The sequence below is a fragment of the Vibrio sp. 10N.286.46.A8 genome, from assembly GCF_041470165.1.
In the GTDB taxonomy this organism is placed as follows: domain Bacteria; phylum Pseudomonadota; class Gammaproteobacteria; order Enterobacterales; family Vibrionaceae; genus Vibrio; species Vibrio tasmaniensis_A.
Genome location: NZ_JBFRLX010000256.1, coordinates 1 through 5,075, shown reverse-complemented (window position 1 = coordinate 5,075; position 5,075 = coordinate 1). Strand labels below are relative to the sequence as shown.

5 protein-coding genes are annotated in these 5,075 nt (G+C 43.3%); 1 reads left to right on the top strand and 4 read right to left on the bottom strand.

Features of this window, described 5'->3' with window-relative positions; genetic code table 11:
• Both AB4232_RS20750 and AB4232_RS20745 read right to left on the bottom strand, forming a co-directional pair.
• The coding region (locus tag AB4232_RS20750; protein WP_372087912.1) for a condensation domain-containing protein at nt 1-532 on the bottom strand (532 nt) is incomplete at its 3' end.
• A 68-nt stretch (nt 533-600) separates the two neighbouring features.
• The gene (locus tag AB4232_RS20745) at nt 601-1,377 is read right to left on the bottom strand and encodes an alpha/beta fold hydrolase (RefSeq protein ID WP_372087911.1); all 777 of its coding nucleotides are present in this window, start codon (nt 1,375-1,377) and stop codon (nt 601-603) included.
• Nucleotides 1,378-1,511: 134 nt separating this feature from the next.
• Here AB4232_RS20745 and AB4232_RS20740 point away from each other — a divergent pair, with 134 nt between their 5' ends.
• Entirely contained in the window at nt 1,512-2,714 is a 1,203-nt protein-coding gene (locus AB4232_RS20740) for an MFS transporter (RefSeq protein ID WP_017097727.1), read from the top strand.
• 361 nt (nt 2,715-3,075) lie between these two features.
• Here the strand turns inward: AB4232_RS20740 and nadA are convergent, their stop codons facing one another.
• A complete protein-coding gene (gene nadA, locus AB4232_RS20735) occupies nt 3,076-4,137 on the bottom strand; it encodes a quinolinate synthase NadA (RefSeq protein ID WP_009846384.1) in 1,062 nt (353 codons plus the stop codon).
• 209 nt (nt 4,138-4,346) lie between these two features.
• A partial coding sequence (gene ybgF / locus AB4232_RS20730) for a tol-pal system protein YbgF (protein WP_372087910.1) occupies nt 4,347-5,075 on the bottom strand: 729 nt, incomplete at its 5' end.

The following is a 5,075-nucleotide window of genomic DNA, read 5'->3' as shown; positions in this document are numbered from 1 at the left end:
AAACCTCGAACGTCTTAAAGCGGTGTGTAGGCTCGGTGTTATTCATTAAACACAGATAAAGCTCCGAACAACGCTGCTCAATTAGACTCATACTGTAACCATCGACCGCAATATGATGAGTTCTCAGATACCAAAGTACTTGCTGTGCTCCAACAACATAGAGCTGTACTTTTGTAATCACATCCTTTTCCAAATCAATGGCCGTCTCGACATCAGAGCGCAAATATGCATTTACTTGTTCTTGCGCGCTTTCTTCTCCGCGTAGATCGATGACCTCCACTGTGGGTTTTGCGTCAAAACAAACCATTTGAACTGGATAATGCTGATCTTCCAATCGTCGAAATCTAAGAAGCAAAGCTTCCGCTTCTGAAACAGTCTGATTAATGGCATCAGCTAATTTTTCGAGATCGATAGAGCCTGAAATTTCCAAACAATGGGCTACTGTCGATAAAGGCCTATCTGGATGTTGAACGAATTCGTCCCAATACGCTTCCTGCGCATTAGTCAGTGGATACCAATCTTGGCGAGTCATTATTCATTTTACCCATTGATTAAGTTATTCGTAAGCCGCACGCACCTGCATCAATAACAAAGTACGTTCTACTTATTGTTGCCATGTTGCGACAGAAAGCGCTTGATCATTGAACCTACAATATCAGGTGCTTCTTGATGTGACGCATGTGCTGTCTGCGGAATGTTGGCAAAACAGCTGCCAGAAATTTTGCCTTTTAAAGCCACTGCCTCATCAAGAGAAAATATAAAATCGTTATCCCCTCTCATAATCAATGTTGGACAAAGAATCTGTTCAACTAAACCACAAGGATAACCCGACGCCGTTTTATCAAACCAAGCCTCTTTAACTGCATCAACCAGCTTAGGAAAATCTGGTTCTGGGTTAGTTGCCTCGTACAAAGCAACGTCGTCAGAGAACCTGTTGCGCCAAAAATCCGGAGTTAAACTGGATAATAGCTTCATAGATGGATCATCAATATTCACCTGCCATTGTGAACCGAGTGTCACCAAGCAAGAAACCCTATTTGGTTCTTGAGCGGCTAAGCGGTAGCCTACAATGCCGCCATCACTGAAACCAAATATCGAATATTGCTTAATTCCTAAAGCGTCGAGTACGGAATGAGCATCTTGCTGATACTGGCTGTAACTAAGTCGTCCCCCCCCTAGCTCCGACTTACCATGTCCACGCAAATCGAGACTTATTAATTGATAATTGTCGAATAAATACTTGCGTAACGGCTCTAATTCATGGATTGACCCAAGTCCACCATGAAGCATCAACAGCGGTTCACCAGTAAGATTACCCGATATCTCGTAATATATAGTTGAGCCATTGACGTTTATATAACTACTTGTATTTATCATTTTTCTTCCACTTCGAACTCTTTCAATTAATTTAACTGATAATGATAATCTTTTCCATTAATGCTTTTATTGGCATTATATCGGTTGTATATTTGATGCTCCGTACATTGTAGCCAAACTAAAAAAGCCACTTTATGAGTACTATTAAACAGTTATTTGTATTAAACGCTGTCTGTATGACAGCGATGATGTCGATCATTCCAGTGATCGGTCCGATTATTCGCGAAGTTGGTTTAATGGAATGGCATGGTGGCTTGGTGGTCGCTATGTCGGGAATAGCTTGGCTTCTTAGCGCAAAAAAATGGGGGGAGACCAGTGACAAGAAGGGACGAAAACCCGTATTGCTAGTCGCTACTTTAGGCTATGCGTGCTCTTTTATCCTCATGACGATATGGCTAGATCTATCCCTGAAAACAACCTTTCACTCACTCATCATACTCATAGGAATGATCGTTGCTCGCACATTCGTCGGCCTGTTTTTAGCGGCTATTACGCCTATTAGCACTGCGTTAGTGGCAGATATTACCTCGCCCAAAGAGCGACAAAGTGCCATGGCAAGTATTGGGGCAGCAAGTGCAATAGGGCTAGTTGCAGGGCCAGCTTTAGGTGGAATGTTATCTCAATACTCTCTGACACTGCCGTTGTACGTATTGTCAGTATTCCCATTCATCGCCTGGGTTACTATCAAGATCCGCTTACCAGAAACAACCATAATCCACGAGCCTTCCGAGAATACTCTAAGCTTTTTTGACCAACGACTTCGCTTCCCGGCACTCGCTATGTTCGCTTGTATGTTTGCTGTTATAACAGCCCAGATCATCATTGGATTTTTAATACTCGACCGCATCCGAGATACATCGGAACAAGCAGCTCAGCTGTCTGGTATCGTTTTGACCATCACTGGAATCACGTTAGGCATCACACAAGCTTTCTTAGCCAAAATGAAAAACAACGTATTACTAAAGAGTTTCATGATGGGTCCAATAATGGCATGTGCTGGCCTCGGTATTGTGTCAGTAGCACACTCAGCTACGCTTCTTATTACAGGCTATATATTTATGGCAATAGGGTTGGGACTCTTGTTTCCGGCGATACAAGCTATCACCGCCAACTCAGTAGATATGAACGAACAAGGTGCAGCTGCAGGTACAATTTCTGCCATCCAAGGGCTATCTTCCATTGTGGGGCCAATCACTGCAACGATACTTTATCAATACAACCAAAGCCTCCCATATTGGGTCGCCGCTTCGCTGATGGCCGGACTATTTCTGTTCGTACTCATGAATCAATCTAAATTCAATTCTCAATTTGAACACACTGATACGGAAATAGCGTAGAAAAATTAATGTCAGTCACAGTAAGTAAGTGAACATAAATCGCTCAGGAAAAGGGCTTGAGAACAAGGCAGCTCTTTTCGACAAGAAACTTCGATAAGTCGTTATTCTACAATCAAGATTTCTAACGATGTTATCAAGTGATTTAACAAACTAGGCTGACCCATTGTTTACTATTATAGGTATTGCTAATAGTGGTCATACCTAGTGTAAATTGCAGCAGCTAATGAGACTAGACTAAGGCGAATATTCAGATACAAAAAACCAGCACTGCGGCTGGTTTTTTTAATGATGACAAATGCACCACATTATAAAGACTGCAGAGTTATAAATATTGGATTATTTATAACCTCACGTCATTAGATTAAGCGTTACCTTTTACCTGCACATTTAATTGCTCAGCAAAATCTAGCATGCGGTTCAATGGGATAAGGGACTTCACGCGCAGTTCGTCAGAAACGAAGATCTCGTGTTGCTCGCCACCATTCTCAAGCGCATTTTCAATCGCTTCAAGGCCGTTCATTGCCATCCAAGGACAGTGCGCGCAGCTTCGACAAGTTGCACCGGCACCTGCTGTCGGCGCTTCAATCAGCTCTTTTTCAGGAACCAGTTGCTGCATTTTGAAGAAGATACCTTTGTCTGTCGCGACAATCATCTGTGGATGAGGCAGCTCTTTTGCTTTCTTGATCAATTGACTTGTTGAACCAACAGCATCAGCCAGTTCAACCACGCTTGCTGGTGATTCTGGGTGAACCAAAATAGCCGCTTCTGGGTATACTGATTTCATTTTCTTCAAAGCATCAGCTGAGAACTCGTCATGAACAATACACTCACCTTGCCAAAGCAACATGTCAGCGCCAGTTTGATTTGCGATGTAAGAACCTAGGTGACGGTCTGGGCCCCAAATAATGGGTTTGCCTTCAGCGTCTAGGCTTTCAACGATTTCTAAAGCGATGCTCGACGTAACTACCCAGTCTGCACGAGCCTTAACAGCCGCAGAGGTATTCGCGTATACAACCACTGTATGGTCAGGGTGAGCATCACAAAATTCTGTAAATTTGTCTGCAGGACAGCCAAGATCAAGAGAACATTCAGCTTCTAGTGTTGGCATTAGAATGCGTTTTTCAGGTGTAAGAATCTTTGCTGACTCCCCCATAAAACGAACGCCAGCGATGATCAAAGTGCTTGCAGAATGGCGGTTACCAAACTTAGCCATTTCTAATGAATCGCCAACAAAACCACCAGTTGCTTCAGCCAGGGCCTGAATTTCAGGATCTGTGTAGTAGTGTGCAATTAGAACTGCATCTTTTTCTTGAAGTAGTGTTTTGATGTTTGCGATGTGGGCCTGCTTCTGAGCGTCGCTCAGTGGAACTGGCTTAGGCGGAAACGGGTAAACTGTATCGATTTTATCTAGTATATGACTCATTGCTCTTGCTCTACGCAACTTCTTCCGAGAATTAGAGTATTCTACACAGGACAGCGATTGGGATCAAAAAGGATTGGTTTCAAGCGATGACTAACTAATGCTTAAAACGCATAAACAAAGCGATGCGTTGGCATTACAAAGAAGAGAAGTAGACACAAAAAGAAAGTGATCAGATATAAAAAAGAGGTACCTGAGCACCCCTATTTTGTTTACAAATGGGTTTTAGCCACTTTAGCCGAAGCACTGTTTGGATACTCGGTTACAACTTGCTGGTAATATTTCTTAGCTTGCGTCGCGTTGTTGTTACGCGTAGCTATGTCACCAAGCTTAACCAGAGCATCAGAGCGCTTGTTGGAGTCTTTGTATGACACAACAGCAGCAAAGCTCTTCACAGCTTCCTTATCTTGCTTTTTAGCGAAATAAAGCTGACCTAACCAATAATGGGTGTTAGGCGTGAAGGTCGAATCTGGGAAATCTTTTTGAAACTTTTGGAATGCTGCGATAGCACCCGTGTAGTCTCGCTGCTTTAGAATCATATCTACAGCATTCTGATAAGCTGTTTGCTCATCAACATCAGTACTGAACGTACCAGAAGCATCCTTAGAGCCTTCGCTCGCTGCGACTGCTACCGTTGCTGTTCCTGCTGCTTTCACCTCGCCTCTCACACGATCCAGTTCAATGAACAATTCACGTTGGCGCTCGAGCATTTGTTTCATATCGTAGCTGTTTCGCTCCAACTCACCACGAAGTTCACTGATCTCCAGTGACATATCGTCGATTTGCTGCTGCATTTGAAGCTGAACGAGATTACGATTTTGAAGCAAGCGCTCTAAACGCTCAATATCTGATTCGTTAGATGCTGATCGAGAGGAAGATGATGAATTTGTTGCGGTGCTATTGAGATCGGATACTGGAGCTGGTGCAGCGAACGTAGTGTT

Bases quoted from the DNA above. Each gene is read 5' to 3' on its own strand.
- AB4232_RS20745 (WP_372087911.1), bottom strand. From the start codon at position 1,377: ATGATAAATACAAGTAGTTATATAAACGTCAATGGCTCAACTATATAT.
- nadA (WP_009846384.1), bottom strand. From the start codon at position 4,137: ATGAGTCATATACTAGATAAAATCGATACAGTTTACCCGTTTCCGCCT.
- AB4232_RS20740 (WP_017097727.1), top strand. From the start codon at position 1,512: ATGAGTACTATTAAACAGTTATTTGTATTAAACGCTGTCTGTATGACA.